This window comes from Limosilactobacillus secundus (genome assembly GCF_020784695.1).
GTDB lineage: Bacteria > Bacillota > Bacilli > Lactobacillales > Lactobacillaceae > Limosilactobacillus > Limosilactobacillus reuteri_F.
The window spans coordinates 91,022-108,566 of record NZ_JAJGUA010000044.1 but is presented as its reverse complement, the minus strand read 5'-3'; the positions used below and the strand labels follow the sequence as shown (position 1 = coordinate 108,566).

Genomic DNA, 17,545 nt, shown 5'->3' with positions numbered 1-17,545 from the left:
GAAGAGTAAACATAGAAAAGACACCCTTTCAAATTTACTTAAGCGCTTAGTAATTTTTTATAAGGAATTCTTTCATATCTGTCGGTTGATGTCCAGTGATATGCGCAAAGTCGTCAGTAACTTGATTCATCAAGCCTATTGCAGCTGCTTGGTACATCGAGGCAAGTTCGTTTCCATCACCCTCAGCAGCGTAAATTTCAGCAAATCTTTTTACGGTAACCGGATCGTAACCAATTTCTTCACCCGTAACATTAGTCATAATATAACTAAGTTCTGGCATTGTATAATTTTTGCTCATGGTAAGGAGATAATTTTGTCCCTTATCTCGCAAGTATGGCTTGACCGCTACATTGGCGATGGCTTCAGCGCTATCTTGGCGGGAAATAAAACTCATTGCCTGGTCACCAACCGGGTAAATAATATTATGTCGTTCGATTAATTCTGGCAGGTAAGGAACAAGCGGGTCGGCATACAATGAATTCTTAACAACCGCATATTCAAGGCCCGAGCTAGCAAGTCGGGCTGGTAAGTATGCGTAGTAACCAGCCATTTGGAATGGGTTATTATATTGATCTGCAATAAAACTAACATCGACTAAATTATGAATATCTGCCTTAAACATTGCTGTTAATGAATTCTCAAATTCGTCAATTCGATCCTTAACTAAGTAGGTAATACTTGGAATATAGATAACAACATCAATTCCGTTAAAGGCCGCTGTCATCTTAGCAACGTCATAGTAGTCAATTGCCGCAATTTCGTATCCGGCATCTTTGAATTGGGAAGCTTTTGCGGGATTGTGAACGCCAACACGGATATTATCTGGAGATGTAAGTTTGCTCAATTGCTTAACGACATGTTGACCAAGGTGTCCAGTTGCACCAGTAACCATATACTTCATTATTAATTCCTTCTTTCTTTTTCAGCATCTTTGAGTGCTTGCTTAACGCGAATGGTGTCGATTACATCCTGTAAACTGATTCTTGCGAGTTTAGCTTTTGCTGCTGTTTCTGCTTGCTGGTAAAAGCCATCAAGCGTCTCTTGAATATTCCCGCCGACGATGCATTGTGGATTTGTTCGTTCATCAATCGTAAACAGATGCGCATCTCCTTCGATCGCAAGAAAAACATCATAAAGTGAGATGTTATCGGGAGATTTTGCAAGTACTGGGTCTGCTGCGCCATGGACGGTGTTGATTAATCCAGCTTTATTGAGCGCACTCATCAAACGCCGGACAACAACTGGGGAAGTTTCGATGCTGCTAGCGATATTATTACTTGTTAATGGGATGATTCCTTGATAAATATTAATAAAAGCAAGAATATGGATGCTATCACTAAAACGAGTTGAAATTTTCATATTATCATTCCTTTAATTGCGATTGTAATTTATATAGTTACATGATGTCAAGCGCTTGGGTCTGGTGTTGTCTTGACAATTATTTTCCTTAGATATAGTATTAGTTTATTAATTGAAACTTTTTTAGTTACAAGTTAGGAGAAAATAAATGAGATTTAAGAAAATCGTTGCTCTTTCATTATTAAGCATTGGTGGCTTACTAGCAGGGACTATTATGCCGGCAGTAGCAAGTGCTGCCAGCAATAAGCCAATTATTGTCGGTTCGAAAAATGTTTCAGAAAGTAAGACAGTCAGTGAAATTTACGCGCTTGCGCTTGAACATGAAGGCTACAAGGTTACTCGGAAACCCAATATTTCAAACAATGTGATTTTCAGTGCAACGCAAAAAGGTGAAGTCGATGTTTATCCCGATTATACGGGAACAATTGTAGAGGCATATCTTAAAAAGAAGGGAACTGGCAAGAGTGCTGGTCAAATGGCTAAATTAGCACACGATGGGATTCAAAAAGACGGCTTAACGACATTTGATTACGCACCAGGTGACAATCGTCAAGGTATTGCAATGCCAACTAAGGATGCGAAGAAATACCACATTACCAATTTAAGTGAATTACAAAAAAATGCAAAGAAGATTAATTTTGCTTCACAGGGGGAGTTCGAAAAACGTGCTGATGCTCTTCCAGAAATGAATAAGGTTTATGGGAAGTTTGATTTTAAGTCAATTAAGGACTATGACGTAAATTTACTTTATAAGATCATGGAACAAGGAAAGGCACAAGCGGCTCCGGTTTCAACCACTGATGGTCAATTAGCAACTAGTAAGTTTACTTTACTAAAGGATAATAAAGATATTTGGCCACCATATAATTTAGTACCAGTAGTAAATAAAAAAGCTGCCAAAAGTCATCCGAAAATGGAGCAAGCCTTAAATAAAGTTGATGCTAAGTTAACAACTAAGCAATTAACAGATTTAAACAAAAAAGTTAATGTTGACGGGCAGAATTATAAGACCGTTGCTAAAAATTGGTATAATCAAAATATGAAATAAGTACCAAAGGGGCAGATAACTAGTTTTTATTGCTAGATGTTTGCTCCTTCATTATAGGTAATAGGTGAGGAGTGATAGCTTGCTAGGGCAAATAATTCAATATTTTCAAACAAATAGCGGACAATATTGGCAATATGTTGGTCAGCATATTGTTCTTACCGTTGTAACACTTGCGATTTCAATGATTATTGCACTGCCATTAGGATATGTTGGTTCGCGAATAAAACTAGTTGCTCAATTTTGTGTGATGTTTGCGCAATTGTTACGAATCATTCCTAGTTTGGCATTATTGTTTTTATTAATTCCGTTTATTGGAACGGGGGTTGTCCCGGCGTTAATTGCTTTAATTGTTTTAGCACTTCCGCCGTTGCTAATTAATACAATTCTTGGCTTTAATGAAGTGAGCCCACTATATAAGGAAGTTGGAATAGCCTTAGGGATGGATCAGCGTCAATTACGCCGGCAAATAGAAATTCCTCTTGCATTACCCTATATTTTAAACGGAATAAAACTAGCATTGGTTGAAATCATTGCTAGTGCAACCTTAGCTACTTATATTGGTGCTGGTGGATTAGGAACCCTAATATTTACTGGTTTAGGCTTATACGATATGAGTTATGTAGTGATTGGCGCAGTAAGCGTTGCTGTTTTATCCTTGCTGGCAATGATTAGCTTTGATTTTTTAATTAGAAAGGTACAAAAGCATGACAGAACCAATTATTCAATTTAAACATGTTGAGAAGCGTTTTAACGATCAAACAGTGATTCCTGATCTCAATTTCACAGTCAACAAGGGTGAATTTATAACGATTCTTGGTTCATCCGGTTCAGGGAAAACTACTACCTTGAAAATGATTAATGGGTTGATAGCGCCAAGTGCTGGTGAAATTTTAATTGATGGACAAAAGCTTCGGGAACTCGATCTAGTAAAATTGCGCCGGCACATGGGGTATGTTGTCCAACAGATCGGATTATTTCCACATATGACAATTGGACAAAATATTGCCGTTGTGCCTAAGATGCTGCATTGGGATAAGAAAAAGATTAGTAGCCGGGTTAATGAATTGCTAAATCTTGTTCAACTAACCCCCACTGAATATATAAACCGCTATCCTCAACAATTATCTGGGGGCCAACAACAACGCGTAGGAGTGGCAAGGGCCTTAGCAACTAATCCGCCATATGTATTATTTGACGAACCCTTTGGCGCACTGGATGCCTTAACAAGAATGGAATTGCAACGAGAGATAAAAAAGATTCATGAATCATTGGCAGAAAAGACTTTTATGTTTGTAACCCATGATATTAACGAAGCCTTATTTTTAGGCCAACGAGTAATGATCATGCATGAAGGACGTATTGTCCAATTTGCTACGCCAGAAGAAATTGTGCGTCATCCAGCGACCGAATTTGTTGAGCAGCTTTTAGGAACGATTCGCCAAAATCAAGATTTATGGAGGCGGCAATATGATTGAATATTGGAATGAGAATTGGCCGATAATGCTTGATGATGTCCGGCAACATGCAACGATGGTTCTTTCTTCATTAGCAATTGCCTTAGTGGTTGCAGTTGTAATAATCTTATTATTTTTGCGGCGCGAAAAATGGCTTAATAGTTTGGTCTATTTCTTTTCACTCCTATATTCGATTCCAAGTTTTGCATTTTTTGCTTTACTCTTACCGATTTCTGGATTAGGAATGAAAACCGCGATTATTGTTTTGACGATCTACTCTGAATATGTTCTATTGCGTTCCTTTATTACGGGAATCCGTGGAGTTGATCCACAATTAATCGAAGTTGGTGTGGGGATGGGGATGACATCTCGACAGGTTTTTCGTCAAATTCAATTGCCGCTAGCATTACCGGCAATTTTTAGTGGAATCCAAGTGGCCCTTGCCTCGACAATGGCAATGGCGACGATTGCAGCAACGATCAATGCCGGTGGTCTTGGGCAATTATTGTTTGAGGGACTGCAGGGGCAACAAGTAGTGCCAATTTTGTGGGGAACAGTTTTAACAATGGCTTTGACGTTAGTGTGCGCAGGAATTGTTCAATTGATTTCGTGGATATTGTTGCATCGGGGGAATAGAGTATTAAATACCTGAGCAAGAAATTAGTGGTATTCACTGAGAATGCCTATAATTAAAATAGGTAACGAAAATGAGGAGAGTGCTAAATGGACAAAAATGAATTAAAGAAATTAACGCCAATGCAATATGCTGTGACTCAAATGGGAGTTACTGAAAAACCATATAGTGGTAAGTATGATCGATTTGATGAACCAGGTATTTATGTCGATGTTGTTAGTGGGGAACCATTATTCTCATCATTAGATAAATATGATGCAGGGTGTGGCTGGCCAGCATTTACTAAACCGATTAAGAAGCGTGCTCTTACAGAAAAGCGCGATCAATCGTTTGGGATGGAGCGAACCGAAGTAAGAAGTAAGGAAGCTGATTCGCATCTAGGGCATGTATTTACTGATGGCCCAACTGAGCGCGGAGGATTGCGCTATTGCATCAATTCAGCCGCTCTGCAGTTTATCCCGGTTGATAAATTGCAAGAAGAAGGCTACGGAGAATATCTAAAGTTGTTTGATAAATAAAAAATGAGGATGGAAGAAACTTTTCCCCATCCCCATTTTTTAGTTTTAAATTTTATTTTTCTTCTAACATTGCATCATAAAGTGAAGGCCGACCACCTAATAAACGATTAATATAATAGGCGACTAAAGTAATTAATGTCATTGGCAAAATTTGTTCAACTGAGCCAACCATTTCAGTTACTAATAAGATTGCTGTAAATGGTAATCCTTCTGCCCCACCAAAATATGCAGCCATTGAAATTATAATGACGTTGACATAACAGCTAGCTGGGATTATTCCCATATGGATAAGAATGGTTCCCGTCAATGCGCCAATAACGGCTCCTAAAACAAATAAGGGCATGAAAATACCACCTGGGACAGTAGCACCATATGCGATCATTGTACCGCCGAAACGAAGGATGAAATAAACTAATAAAATTATGACCATTGCTTGCCAATTCGGTGAAAGGGACATCTTGGTGACATATTTAATAAAATCGTGACTACCACCAAGAATATAAGGGTTCCATAATCCAACAGGAATAACTAATAATAGCGGAATAATACTATGAAATTCTTTTGGGATAAATGTGATTTTGCTGTACCACCAAGTTAGGTTTAGTGCTGCAAATTGAAAACAGTATGCTAAGAAACCAATGACAACCCCCGCGATGATTAACCATGGATAAGATGCGACAGGCAATTTGGTTATGATTGGAATATATAGGCAAGGCTTAATGCCAAAAAACAAAAAAGTAATAAATGCAGAAACAATGGAAGAAGTTAAAGCGGGAATCCAAATTCGGGAATTGAAATTATGAGTCATTTCTTCTAATAAAAACATTGTTCCCGCTAAAGGAGCACTAAAAGCTGCAGATAAGCCAGCCGCAACGCCACACTCCATCAATAAATATTTATCTTTGTCCGTAAGATGAAAGAATTTTTCGTTAAAGCAGGCTCCAATACAGGCACCAATTTGGATACTTGGTCCTTCACGTCCCAAGAAAAGTCCTGGACAGATAGTAAGCAAACTAGCAACGAACTTTCGCCATAATACTGGCCACCAATGAATACGATGCTTTCCTAATAAAACAGCTTTTAATTGTGTAACGCCAGAACGAACAACATCTGTTTCATAAGGCTTAACAATTTTGCCGATTAACCATGCAACGATAAATGTTCCTAATATATATGGAATTAATAGCCAAGGATGTTTACCCATAAAAGGATAAATAATTGTAAGTAACGTAAGTGTATGGTCGATAATCCAGCGAAAGACCCCGACCACCAGACCAGTTACTACCCCAATAGCAATACTAACGCCAAGGTAACGGGAAATGATGGAGGTAAATGGTTTTCCTAAAATGTCCCGTGCCCGTTTGTGATATAAAGTATTTTCGTTTTTCACAAATACTGCCTCCAATAAGGTGTTTTTCTTATATTAGCATAAAAAGAGAGTGAACAATAACAGTCTACGAGAGATTAGCATTATTCACTCTGCTTTACTAAGAACTTTTTAATTAAATCTATGTTAGTGTTTACCATCCACAAATAAACTTATAATTAAAGCTACTAAAATTACGGAAAAACTTATAACAGGGATTACGTTACTTAATACTGATATTACGGTAAACACTCTTTTTTAATAATTAGGGTAATCATTTTAACATTTGCTTATTCTTCAAAAAAGTCACGAATAATTTGCTTGTAAGCTTTAATTGTAGCAACGAAACTAGAAATGGTTGTATATTCATCAGTTTGGTGAGCAACGTTCCAATCGTCACAGCCTAAAATTACAACTGGAAGGTCAGGACGATTTAATGTAAATACACTTGCGTCAGTTGCACCATTGATAATATCAAGTTTGATGTCGTTTGGATAGTTACGCTGGGCAGCATGGAGGGCAATTTGGACAAAATCGTTATTAGGTTCTGTCGCAATTGGATAAAAATCTTGAATAATTTTTAGTTCTAGTTGGAAAGGAGTTGTGTGGTTAATATATTCAAGTGCATCATTTAATCGATCTGCAACCTTAATATTATTAAATGATGCCGTAGGGCGGATATTTCCTTGCAGACTAGCACTGTCGGGGATGGTATTAACTTGAGACCCACCGTCGATAACTGTAATACTATGTTGAACTTTTCCGAGGTATTGATCATCTTTGGTGTTATCAAAAAGGTGTTTTTCTTCTTCGATAAACTTTAGCAGTCCTTCAATTGCATTAATACCGTTTTGAGGATGAGAACTATGGCAAGATTTCCCATAACTGGTAACGCGGTAATTTATACTCCCCGAGTGAGCAAAAATAACATTACCACCAGTTGGTTCGCCGACTACTAATGCATCAAGATCATCGGCAATTCCTTGCTTTTGTAAACGATACGCTCCAGGAGTACCAAGTTCTTCTCCGGCTGTAGCGATAAATCTAACAGTTCCTGATGGCAGCTGCCCAGCTTCTTTTAATTCGATTAATACAATAGCCTGAGCAGCCAGCCCACTTTTCATGTCAGCAGCTCCACGACCAAAAACATAATCACCATTAATTTCGCCACCAAAGGGATCATGTTGCCAGCGATCTGGATTGGATACTGCTACGGTGTCTTGATGTCCAGTGAGCCCAAGAATTTTTTTGCATTCACCAGTCCCAATTTCCGCAATCAAGTTTGCACGGCGATCACCAAATTCATCAACTTTTGAATGGATTCCGTGATTTGCTAAGAGTTTTTGTAAGTAGTGTGCTACTTCAATTTCATTCCCATTAACAGAATGGATTTTTATTAAATCCTGCAGTACTTTGACTTTTTCACTGACTTCCATAATAACCCCTCCTATATGTTAGCGATCTTGGTGGTTAAGCTTCTTAGCTAAAATATCGCCAACTACTTGAATGATTAAAACAAATAAAAGAACAAGGATAGTAGCGACGAGGGTTACGTCGTTGTTAAATCTATCGTAACCGTATGAAATAGCGGTATTACCCAAACCACCAGCACCAATTGCACCAGCCATTGCAGTAAGGCTAACTAAACTAATTAATGTAACGGTGGAGACACGGACAAGTTCAGAACGTGCTTCACGAAGGTAAACGTCAGTAATAATATCCCAGTTAGTAGCCCCGATAGCTTGGGCAGCTTCAATTTTACCGTGGTCAACACTTTCAAGTGCAACTTGAACTTGACGAGCATAGAAAGCAAATACACCTAATGAAAGTGGTACTAATGCGGCAGTCGTTCCGATCTGTGTCCCAACAATCAATTGTGTGAAGGGGGCAATGAAAGCCAACAAAATGATAAATGGAATTGCTCGGAAAACAGATACGACTTTGTCAACGATACTAAAAATAATTCGATTTTCTAAAATTCCGCCGGGTTCAGTAACCACAAGTGCAACTCCGAAGATTAATCCTAAAATCCCCCCGAAAATGGCTGGCCAGAAAGTCATGTAGATAGTTTGGACGATTGAGGTACCCCAACCGTTGTCACCACCCCAACCAAGTTGAATTACATTTGGTATAAGATTATTCATTCCAAATCCTCCGATCATCAATCTTTGTGACAGTAACATCGTTTTCTTTTAAGAAGTCAATAGCTTGTTGGCGTTTATCGGCATCGCCCTTGATAACCACAAACAGGGTACCGACTGGTGAGCCGGCCAAGACTTCAATGTTTCCATAAAGCATACTTGCTTCAACCTGCAGCTTCTTATACAACTCGATAATGATTGATTTAGTCACGTTATTTGCATCGTAGACCAATTGCAGCAACTCTTCATCATTGGCAAGATGCCCAAGGTCAAATGCTTTAAGGGTATCGACTGCGGCTAAGGATCCTCCCACAAATTGTCGGGTTAAATCCTGCTGTGGTTGAAGGAATACTTTCTGTAAGGTACCACGTTCAATGATTTGTCCATATTCCATAACAGCAATTTTATTAGCTACTCGTTTAACAGCGTCCATTTCATGGGTAATGAGAACAATTGTTAAATCCAATTTATCGTTGAGCCGTTTGAGAAGATCCAAAATCTGGTTAGTATTTTGGGGATCGAGGGCAGAAGTAGCTTCATCAGAAATTAAAATTTCAGGATCGTTAGCTAATGCCCGGGCGATTGAAACACGTTGTTGTTCACCACCAGATAATTGAACAGGGTAGAATTCAGCCTTATCCTTTAAGCCAACTAAGTCTAAAAGTTCAAGCGCCTTTTTCTCTTTTGCGTCATCATCCAAGTCAGTATGTTTAAGAGCAAAAAGGACATTTTCAATTACTGAAGTTTCATTTAGTAAATTGAAGTGTTGAAAGATCATCCCAATTTTTCGCCGCTTTTCTTGTAACTCTTTATTGCTAATTTGCTGTTGATGGTCTTTGAAAAAAACTGTTCCATTAACTGTTACTGATCCAGCAGAGGGAAGTTGGAGGAGGTTAATGGTTCGAACTAATGTTGATTTACCAGCTCCAGAATAACCAACAATCCCATAAATATCGCCTTTTTCTACTTTTAAAGTAACATCCTTAACAGCATGAACAACCTGTTTTCGTTGCTTAAAAGTTACGCTAATGTTGTCTAAATCAATGATCGGGTTCGCCATATTAATCCTCCTTTATTTATTGAAGTTGAGATCCCAGGCAGGAATTTCTGCAGTTCCGTATAGTTTCTTAATTTCTCGTTTTGTTTTTTCAGTTTGGTAAGCACGTACAACATCTTTGTAAATCTTGTTATTCTTTTCGCTGCCTTTAACAGCAATGATGTTGACCCATTGCTTTGAATCCTTGTTAACTGGTTCAACGAAAATAGCACTCTTGTAATTAAGCCCAGCAGCTTGCGCATAGTTAGTATTAACTACTGCGGCATCGACGTTATCTAGTGACCGGGCTGTTTGATCAGCGGCTAATTCTTTAATCTTAAGATCGCGTGGGTTCTTAGAAATTGAACTTACGGTTGCAAGCTTTGTACCCTTCTTTAGGCTGATCAAACCAGCATTCTTTAATGCAAATAATGCCCGTGATTCGTTTGAAGCATCGTTTGGCACTGCGATCGTTCCCCCATTAGGAATTTCCTTTACACTCTTGTATTGCTTGGAGTATAACCGGATTGGAGTAATAAATGTATCACCTAAAGAAACAAGATCAGTTTTATGGGCTTTGTTCCAAGTTTGTAAGAATAACTTGTGTTGGAAGGCGTTTAAGTCAACATCGCCATTTTCCAAAGCCTTGTTTGGTTGGTTGTAATCAGTGAATCGTTTGAATTTTAAAGTAACATTGTACTTATCTTTAGCGGTTTTGCTTACTGAATTCCAAATTTCATCGTCTTGTTTTGAACCAGCCATAATCCCGACAGTAACAGTCCGTTTTGCTTGTTGTTGCGGACGGATAAAACTAAAGTATCCGGCAATAACAACGATAAGTGCAACTACTGACCAAATAATGATATTTCTTCTTTTCTTTCTCTTCATAGTAAAAACTCCCTTTCAATCAATTAAATATTTTCGTTGGTTAATTAAAACGTTAACTTGCTAGTAAATAAAAAAGCACTCGTCCCTTTATTCAAAGGACGAGTGCTTCGTGTTACCACCTTTATTTGCTGAATCTTCACAGACCCAGCCTCAGTAGGTTACTCTAATAAAATAATTAGAATTACCTAGCACTAATAACGTGTGCTAACCCGTTATCGACTAACAATCATCGATACCATTCCAAGCCCATCTTCAGTAGTTACGCTTGCTTCTTCACACCACCCAGAAGCTCTCTTAAAAGCCTCGCTACTTACTCTGCTTTTCGATATGTTTTAACGTTCAATTAATTATTATGTGTTTCATTATAATGATTCTCTAATGTTTGTCAACGCGTTTTTTAATTTAAATTTTGTTTTATTTGATTCATCAATCGTTTTTTATTTTGCCTATCTATAGTAATTAAAAAACAATTATGTTAAGATTAGAAAATAATTAAAAATCGAAAGGGGTCTTAGTAATGACACGAAAAGTTGGAGTTATCGGAATGGGTAATGTGGGGGCAACAGTTGCCCACTATATTGTGGCGATGGGTTTTGCAGATGACCTAGTTCTGATTGACAAAAACGAAGCAAAGGTTAAGGCAGATGCACTTGATTTTGAAGACGCAATGGCTAATTTGCCTTTCCATACCAATATTACTGTTAATGATTACAGTGCATTGAAGGATGCGGATGTAATTGTATCTGCGTTAGGCAATATCAAACTTCAAGATAATCCTAATGCTGATCGTTTTGCGGAACTTCCATTTACCCGCCAAGCGGTAAAAGAGGTTGCTCAAAAGATTAAGGAAAGCGGCTTTAACGGCAAGATCGTGGCCATTACTAACCCGGTTGATGTTATTACCTCGCTCTACCAAAAAATAACTGGCCTTCCGAAGAACCATGTATTAGGAACAGGAACACTGCTTGATTCTGCACGAATGAAGCGGGCGGTGGCTGAACGGCTTAATTTAGATCCGCGTTCTGTGGATGGCTATAATCTTGGTGAGCATGGTAATTCGCAATTTACAGCATGGTCCACGGTTCGCGTTCTTGGCCGTCCATTAACTGAATTAGCAGATAAGCGTGGATTAGACTTAGAAGAGCTTGATAAGGAAGCTAAGATGGGAGGCTGGACTGTCTTTCAAGGAAAAAAATATACTAATTATGGGGTTGCAACAGCAGCAGTTAAGCTCGTCAATGCAATTTTATCTGATTCATTAACTGAATTACCGGTATCAAATTTCCGTGAAGAATATGGAGTCTACTTATCGTACCCAGCGGTTGTTGGCCGTGATGGCGTTGTAGAGCAAGCACAACTTGACTTGACAGAAGAAGAACTGCAAAAACTGCAAACATCAGCCGATTTCATTAAGGAAAAGTATCAAGAAAGTTTGCAAGCAAAAGATTAAGGAAAATTTAAATAAAGAAAATAGACTAGCATAAAAAAATTATGCATGGTAGAGTTGCTTCTATACTTAACAAATAAAAGTGGCGTCATCAGATAAATTTGGTGGCACCACTTTTATTCTGTAAAAATATAGAAAGGAAATATATCATGACAAAAGAAGTAAAGCGTATAATCTTTGTAGTTCTTTTTTGTGAGTTTTTGATTTGCCTCGGAATGAGTCTTATCTTCCCAGTTGAACCGTTCATTAAAAATGAATATCACTTTACTGCCTTTGACATGGGGGTGATGTCTTCCCTATTTGCGTTTGTGCAATTTATTGCTTCACCCATTGTTGGTCGGATTTCAGACAAAGTTGGACGAAAACCAATGTTAGTATGGGGATTGCTGATATTTGCGATTGCTGAATTTGTTTTTGCCTTAGCACAGCATTTATGGTTATTTGACTTATCACGAGCGGTAGATGGATTATCAGCAGCTATGTTTGTGCCAACATCAATGGCATTAGCGGCAGACATTACTAGTGAAAAAGACCGCGCCAAAGTTATTGGGTGGTTATCAGCAGCTTTTAGTGGGGGATTAATTTTAGGGCCAGGTCTTGGTGGAATGTTAGCGCATGTAAATTATAAATTCCCATTTTGGGTTGCTGGTATTCTGGGATTGATTAGTACGGTTGTTGCTTGGCGCTTTCTACCTCACGATGAAGATGAATTATTTAAGAGTGAAACTAAAAATCCAGAAAATGAATTATTGACTGGTGGTTGGAGTCAGTTGAAACAAATTATGACTCCAATACTAATTACGCTCTTTGGAATGATCTTTGTAGCTTCATTTGGGTTAGCTGGCTTTGAAAGTATCTATAGTTTATATGTCAATGAAGTTCATAATTTTGACTTAAACGCAATTGCGCTTGTTTTAACCCTCAACGGGATTATTTCGCTTATTCTGCAAGTCTTTTTCTTTGATCGGCTAGTTCGTTGGCTGGGAGAAGTTCGACTAATGCGATACAGTTTTTTCCTTAGTTTAGTTGGAACGATCATGGTGATTTATGATCACAATCATTGGCATATCATTATTGCAACCTTGTTTGTTTTTGAAGCGTTCGATCTGTTGCGCCCAACAATTACTACATTGTTAACTAAGATGAGCAAGACAAACCAAGGATTATTGAACGGGGTAAATATGTCATTAACAAGTGTGGGGAATATTATTGGACCTCTTATTAGTGGCTATCTATTAGATGTTAATTATCAATATCCATATTGGTTCGTATCGATCTTCCTAATTATTTCCTGGGTAATAACGCTTGTTTTAGGACGGGAAAGAAAAGCAGCTGCTAACGATTAAATATTTAATTTTATTAAGAAACGAAAATAGCGAGAAATTAGGAAAAACAAAACTTTTCTAATTTCTCGCTATTCTTGTATTTATACTTAATTTTGTCGTGCCTGTTGCAGTGCATCCTTAGTTGCCTCTTTAATTGCACGGCTTGTTGCACTGGCCCCAGTAATGCCATCTACGTCTACACTATTAGCCGCAATAATTTTACCGGGAAGTTCATCTAAAGCCCATTGACCCATTTCCGATTCATGATGTTTGATTACTTGTAAATCTTGAATCTTATCATCTTGGTAGGTTAATAAGACTTCTAATTCACCGCCATAAGCACTAAAGCCACTTCCAATATATTGATTTCTGTCTATTTCTCTCATTTTATTATTCATAATCTTCTAATTTAAATCATATTATTTTGGCCTGTTACGCAGAGTGATAATAGTGGACAAGTTTGACATTTAGGATTTCTTGCCGTACAGACATACCTACCCCAAAAAATCATACTATGATGAGCATCTAACCAGTGTTCAGGAGGAATGGTTTTCATTAACTTCTTTTCAATTGCAAGAACGGATGCTGTGGGTTCAACCATTCTAAGGCGGCGAGCAACACGACTAACGTGGGTGTCAACTGGGAAAGCTGGAATGTTAAAGCATTCTGCAAGGACCACATCAGCAACTTTCCTCCCGACGCCAGCTAAGGTCATTAGCTCTTTGAGAGTGTGGGGAACCTCGCCGTTAAAGTCAGTAACAATTTGTTGAGAAGTTTTGACTAAGAATTTAGCTTTATTTCGATAAAGCCCTAATCTTTTGATATAAGGCTCCACTTCCGCGGGTTCAATCCCTGCTAAATCTGCTGGCAACGGGAAACGAGCAAATAGTGTTGGCGTTACTTCATTGACAGATTGATCTGTTGACTGTGCACTCAAGATTGTAGCCAAGAGGAAGTGGTAGTTTGTGTCAGCAATCAAAGTTGTTCCTGCTTCGGGAAATGTTTGTCGCATGACCTTGATTGAGTAACGAATTTCATCTGGTGATAACATATAAAATCACTCTTTTCGAATATGATTATAACTATTTTAACCCGAATGATTAAAATAGCGAAGGGTAATAACCTCATTTTATACTCATTAAATTATTATTTGTAAAATTGGTGGTTAGCAATATGACATCAATTTATGTTAAGGAAAAAATGTTTAATATGGATGTAAATGTAGAAATCGCTTTCTTTAATTAATTTAAATAAACGATTGACCAGAGAAGAGCACCTTGGTAAAATATATTAAAGATTTTCTTATAATTCTAATCAAATTTTAATTATTTAGAAAAGGAGGATGATTATGAGTTTTTGGAAAACAATTACACGTAAAGAAGACCCGCGTGTTTATGATAATAAAGACGGTCATTTGGTTCGATCTTTGAAGGTGCGGGACTTTTTAGCTTTAGGTGTTGGAACGATTGTGTCCACTTCCATTTTCACTCTTCCTGGTGAAGTGGCCGCAATGCATACTGGACCTTCAGTAGTTATCTCTTTTTTAATTGCTGCGATCGTGGCCGGGCTAGTTGCCTTCGCCTATGCAGAAATGGCTGCTGCAATGCCGTTTGCTGGTTCAGCCTATTCATGGATTAACGTCGTGTTTGGAGAGTTTTTTGGTTGGATCGCTGGTTGGGCACTATTAGCTGAATACTTTATTGCCTTGGCCTTTGTTGGGTCTGGTCTCTCTGCTAACTTCCGGGCCTTATTTGTTCCACTTGGCTGGAAGCTGCCTGCTTCATTATCAAATGCTTTTGGTACAGAAGGCGGAGTTGTTGATCTTGTTTCAGTTGTTGTAATTATTTTAGTAGCTCTCTTAATTTCACGCGGGGTATCACAAGCTGCTCGTGTTGAAAATCTTCTTGTTATTCTCAAAGTTTTTGCAATTTTACTTTTTATTGTTGTTGGCTTAACCGCTATAAAAGCAAGCAATTTTATGCCATTTGTTCCACAATACCATGAGACAGCTAATGGTGCATTTGGTGGTTGGCAAGGTATTTATGCCGGGGTATCGATGATTTTCCTTTCTTATATCGGATTTGACTCAATTGCTGCTAACTCAGCGGAAGCAATTAATCCACAAAAAACGATGCCACGTGGAATCCTTGGTTCCTTAGTAATTGCAGTTGTTCTTTTTATCGCAGTTAGTCTTGTGTTGATTGGGGTATTACCATATCAACAATATGCTAACAGTGCTGAACCAGTAGGGCTTGCATTACGTGCAGCTCATCATAGTGGTGTAGCAACTGTTGTTCAAACAATTGCTGTTCTAGGAATGTTTACCGCCTTGATTGGGATGAGTATGGCTGGTTCGCGGTTGATTTACTCATTTGGTCGTGATGGAATGTTACCAGAATGGCTTGGAAAACTTGATGAACATAATCGACCAAACCGAGCACTTTGGACACTTACAATTGGTGCTGTTTTGATCGGTGCTTTCTTCCCATTCGCTTTTCTTTCCCAATTGATCTCTGCCGGTACATTGATCGCATTTATGTTTGTTTCACTTGGGATTTATGCGTTACGTCGTCGTGAAGGAAAAGATATTCCAAATCCTTCATTCAAAATGCCGTTCTATCCAGTATTACCAGCTCTTGGTTTTCTTGCTTCATTAACTGTGTTTATGGGATTAGATTACCAGGCAAAACTTTACGCGGGGATCTGGTTTATCTTTGGCTTAATTATTTACTTTGCTTATGGAATACGTCACTCGTCAATGGCAAAGAAAGAAGATGGACAAAATGTTAAAAACGAAGCTGAAGCAGGGGAAAACGAATAGAGATGTTTTATTAGAAGAAGAAAATGCATTTGCAACTGCTGCCCGGATTAAGTACTACGATATTGTATTAGATCATGGACGGGGCGCAACGGTGACTGACATTGAAGGAAATGACTATATTGATTTGCTTGCCAGTGCTAGTTCCACTAATACTGGTCATGCGCATCCACGAGTAGTGCAAGCTATTCAAGAACAAGCAGCTAAAATGATTCAGTATACTCCAGCGTACTTTGCTAATTCGCAGGCAGCGCGGTTAGCACCTCGATTAGCAGAATTAGCGCCGATAAGTGGACCAGTTGAAATGGTATGGGGTAATTCTGGTTCGGATGCTAATGATGCAATTATTAAATTTGCGCGAGCATATACTGGCCGTCAATATATCGTTTCCTTTACCGGGGCCTATCATGGATCAACTTACGGTTCAATGAGCTTGTCAGGTGTTTCATTAAACATGACAAGAAAAATGGGTCCAATGCTACCGGGCGTAGTAAAGGTACCATTCCCTAGTCCATGGGAACGATTAACTAATGAAAGTGACGAAGCGTTTGTTGAGCGGATGTTTCATCAATTCATGCTGCCTTTTGAAACTTATTTACCAGTGGATGAAGTAGCTGCAATTCTTATTGAGCCAATTCAGGGTGATGGGGGAATTGTAAAAACTCCGCCTGCTTATATGCAAAAGGTATATGAGTTTGCTAAAGCTAATGGAATTCTCTTTGCTGTTGATGAAGTTAATCAGGGGATGGGCCGGACCGGTAAGTGGTGGTCGATCCAGCATTTTGGGATTGAGCCGGATTTGATGTCTGTTGGTAAATCTCTAGCTTCTGGAATGCCGCTCAGTGCAATGATTGGTCGTAAAGAGATTCTAGAATCATTAGGGGCACCAGCGAATGTTTACACTACAGCCGGTAATCCGATTACGACTGCGGCAGCGAACGCGACCTTGGATGTTATTCAAAATGAGCATCTTTTAGAGCGTTCACAACAACTTGGTAAAAAAGCAGCTGACTTCTTTAAGCTTGAACAGCAAAAATATCCCTTTGTGGGTGATGTTCGGATGTACGGGCTTGATGGTGGTATTGATATCATTGATCCAGCAACAGGAAAAGGTGATACAGAAGCAACAACCAAGTTAATGTATCGCATCTTTGAATTAGGGGCGATTATCATTAGCTTACGGGGAAGCATTCTTCGGTTCCAGCCACCATTGGTTATTACAGAAAAGGAATTAGATCAAGCATTTGCGATGATTGATCAAGCATTTGCGGAATTAGCCGCTGGTAAATTAGCAGCTCCTGCAAATGCAGAAGAGTTGGGTTGGTAACTCTTGCAATTCAAGACCATCTTCGGGTATACTTTAAGCGCCATCTTAGCTCAGCTAGGTAGAGCACATCCATGGTAAGGATGAGGTCGGCGGTTCGAACCCGCTAGATGGCTTGTAATAAGTTAAAAAGAGATTTAGAAAAACAATTTGTTTTTCTAAATCTCTTTTCTTCTTTTAATAATAT

General features: G+C 38.6%; 18 protein-coding genes, 1 tRNA gene and 1 other annotated feature. Of the genes, 10 read left to right on the top strand and 9 right to left on the bottom strand.

What is annotated here, in order from left to right:
* Positions 1–46: 46 nt before the first annotated feature.
* Positions 47–901, bottom strand: a complete 855-nt coding sequence (locus LMB57_RS08820) for an NmrA family NAD(P)-binding protein (protein ID WP_229278197.1) — start codon at positions 899–901, stop codon at positions 47–49.
* Positions 902–903: 2 nt separating this feature from the next.
* On the bottom strand, positions 904–1,359 hold the full coding sequence (locus LMB57_RS08815) for an Rrf2 family transcriptional regulator (protein ID WP_229272345.1): 456 nt from the start codon (positions 1,357–1,359) through the stop codon (positions 904–906).
* Between the two features lie 148 nt (positions 1,360–1,507).
* On the opposite strand from LMB57_RS08815, the gene LMB57_RS08810 reads away from it, so the two are divergent.
* The 5 genes from LMB57_RS08810 to msrB all read left to right on the top strand — a co-directional run bounded on the left by LMB57_RS08810 (position 1,508) and on the right by msrB (position 5,013).
* Complete coding sequence (locus LMB57_RS08810) at positions 1,508–2,407, top strand: glycine betaine ABC transporter substrate-binding protein (protein ID WP_229272346.1); 900 nt, start codon at positions 1,508–1,510, stop codon at positions 2,405–2,407.
* Between the two features lie 64 nt (positions 2,408–2,471).
* Positions 2,472–3,137 carry an ABC transporter permease gene (locus LMB57_RS08805; protein ID WP_229272347.1) on the top strand — a complete coding sequence of 222 codons (666 nt, stop codon included), beginning with the start codon at positions 2,472–2,474 and terminating at the stop codon, positions 3,135–3,137.
* Positions 3,112–3,882: an ABC transporter ATP-binding protein gene (locus tag LMB57_RS08800; protein WP_229272348.1), complete on the top strand. Its 771-nt coding sequence runs from the start codon at positions 3,112–3,114 to the stop codon at positions 3,880–3,882. Before LMB57_RS08805 ends, LMB57_RS08800 begins: the two co-directional genes overlap by 26 nt.
* On the top strand, positions 3,875–4,513 hold the full coding sequence (locus LMB57_RS08795) for an ABC transporter permease (RefSeq protein ID WP_229272349.1): 639 nt from the start codon (positions 3,875–3,877) through the stop codon (positions 4,511–4,513). The genes LMB57_RS08800 and LMB57_RS08795 overlap by 8 nt, the downstream gene beginning before the upstream one ends.
* 71 nt (positions 4,514–4,584) lie before the next feature.
* Positions 4,585–5,013 carry a peptide-methionine (R)-S-oxide reductase MsrB gene (gene msrB / locus LMB57_RS08790; protein WP_229272350.1) on the top strand — a complete coding sequence of 143 codons (429 nt, stop codon included), beginning with the start codon at positions 4,585–4,587 and terminating at the stop codon, positions 5,011–5,013.
* 52 nt (positions 5,014–5,065) lie between these two features.
* On the opposite strand, the gene LMB57_RS08785 is transcribed toward msrB, so the two are convergent.
* From LMB57_RS08785 to LMB57_RS08765, 5 genes are all read right to left on the bottom strand, one after another.
* Positions 5,066–6,403, bottom strand: coding sequence for a ClC family H(+)/Cl(-) exchange transporter (locus LMB57_RS08785; protein ID WP_229272351.1), 1,338 nt, complete (start codon positions 6,401–6,403; stop codon positions 5,066–5,068).
* Between the two features lie 266 nt (positions 6,404–6,669).
* The gene (locus LMB57_RS08780) at positions 6,670–7,815 is read right to left on the bottom strand and encodes an ArgE/DapE family deacylase (RefSeq protein WP_229272352.1); all 1,146 of its coding nucleotides are present in this window, start codon (positions 7,813–7,815) and stop codon (positions 6,670–6,672) included.
* 18 nt (positions 7,816–7,833) lie between these two features.
* On the bottom strand, positions 7,834–8,541 hold the full coding sequence (locus tag LMB57_RS08775; RefSeq protein ID WP_418887481.1) for a methionine ABC transporter permease: 708 nt from the start codon (positions 8,539–8,541) through the stop codon (positions 7,834–7,836).
* Positions 8,516–9,580 carry a methionine ABC transporter ATP-binding protein gene (locus LMB57_RS08770; RefSeq protein WP_229272354.1) on the bottom strand — a complete coding sequence of 355 codons (1,065 nt, stop codon included), beginning with the start codon at positions 9,578–9,580 and terminating at the stop codon, positions 8,516–8,518. Before LMB57_RS08770 ends, LMB57_RS08775 begins: the two co-directional genes overlap by 26 nt.
* 12 nt (positions 9,581–9,592) lie before the next feature.
* Positions 9,593–10,444 (bottom strand): MetQ/NlpA family ABC transporter substrate-binding protein, encoded by an 852-nt coding sequence (locus LMB57_RS08765; protein WP_229272355.1) that lies wholly within the window; start codon positions 10,442–10,444, stop codon positions 9,593–9,595.
* A 91-nt stretch (positions 10,445–10,535) separates the two neighbouring features.
* Positions 10,536–10,779, bottom strand: a binding site (T-box leader).
* 182 nt (positions 10,780–10,961) lie between these two features.
* On the opposite strand from LMB57_RS08765, the gene LMB57_RS08760 reads away from it, so the two are divergent.
* On the top strand, positions 10,962–11,894 hold the full coding sequence (locus LMB57_RS08760) for an L-lactate dehydrogenase (RefSeq protein ID WP_229272356.1): 933 nt from the start codon (positions 10,962–10,964) through the stop codon (positions 11,892–11,894).
* 146 nt (positions 11,895–12,040) lie between these two features.
* Positions 12,041–13,237 (top strand): MFS transporter, encoded by a 1,197-nt coding sequence (locus LMB57_RS08755; RefSeq protein ID WP_135951782.1) that lies wholly within the window; start codon positions 12,041–12,043, stop codon positions 13,235–13,237.
* A gap of 86 nt (positions 13,238–13,323) precedes the next feature.
* On the opposite strand, the gene LMB57_RS08750 is transcribed toward LMB57_RS08755, so the two are convergent.
* On the bottom strand, positions 13,324–13,602 hold the full coding sequence (locus LMB57_RS08750) for an FMN-binding protein (RefSeq protein ID WP_229272357.1): 279 nt from the start codon (positions 13,600–13,602) through the stop codon (positions 13,324–13,326).
* A 23-nt stretch (positions 13,603–13,625) separates the two neighbouring features.
* Positions 13,626–14,267, bottom strand: coding sequence for an endonuclease III (gene nth / locus LMB57_RS08745; protein WP_229272358.1), 642 nt, complete (start codon positions 14,265–14,267; stop codon positions 13,626–13,628).
* A gap of 297 nt (positions 14,268–14,564) precedes the next feature.
* Here nth and LMB57_RS08740 point away from each other — a divergent pair, with 297 nt between their 5' ends.
* From LMB57_RS08740 to LMB57_RS08730, 3 genes are all read left to right on the top strand, one after another.
* On the top strand, positions 14,565–16,037 hold the full coding sequence (locus LMB57_RS08740; protein ID WP_229272359.1) for an APC family permease: 1,473 nt from the start codon (positions 14,565–14,567) through the stop codon (positions 16,035–16,037).
* Positions 16,000–17,361, top strand: coding sequence for an aspartate aminotransferase family protein (locus tag LMB57_RS08735; RefSeq protein ID WP_229272360.1), 1,362 nt, complete (start codon positions 16,000–16,002; stop codon positions 17,359–17,361). Before LMB57_RS08740 ends, LMB57_RS08735 begins: the two co-directional genes overlap by 38 nt.
* A gap of 39 nt (positions 17,362–17,400) precedes the next feature.
* A tRNA-Thr gene (locus LMB57_RS08730) sits at positions 17,401–17,474 on the top strand.
* The last annotated feature ends 71 nt before the right edge of the window (positions 17,475–17,545 follow it).